Raw genomic sequence first — 453 nt, forward strand, 5'->3', positions numbered from 1 at the left:
ACTTGATAAGTCACAGATACTCTCATTGGCGAGTTGTGACTTTATCAATAAATCTCAAAACATCCTTATAAATGGTCTCACTGGAACGGGGAAAAGTTTTATTATGCAGGCATTGGCAAGACGCGCTATCTCTCTTGGATACTCCGCAAAATATTATAGGATACCTGCACTCCTTGAAGAGATTAAAATGGCACGACTCGATGGCAGCTACACAAAAACGCTTGCAAAAATCTCAAAATTTAAACTTCTTCTACTTGATGACTTTGGTATTACACCGCTCAAGGGAGATGAGATTAATGATCTCTTTGAAGTTGTTGAAGAGAGAACCTTCAATGGTTCACTTATTATTACAGCACAACTGCCAATAAAAGAGTGGTATGCATATTTGGGTAATGAAACAATAGCTGATGCTATGATGGATAGGCTCATTCACACTTCACACAAAATTGAACT

The 453-nt window shown here is 37.7% G+C and carries 1 protein-coding gene; it reads left to right on the plus strand.

The window, feature by feature from the left end; translation table 11 throughout:
- Positions 1–453, plus strand: a 453-nt coding sequence (locus ES948_RS10785; protein ID WP_188109523.1) for an ATP-binding protein, incomplete at both ends; no start/stop codon positions are given.

Origin of the sequence: Sulfurimonas indica, from assembly GCF_009192995.1 — a bacterium.
Taxonomy (GTDB): domain Bacteria; phylum Campylobacterota; class Campylobacteria; order Campylobacterales; family Sulfurimonadaceae; genus Sulfurimonas; species Sulfurimonas indica.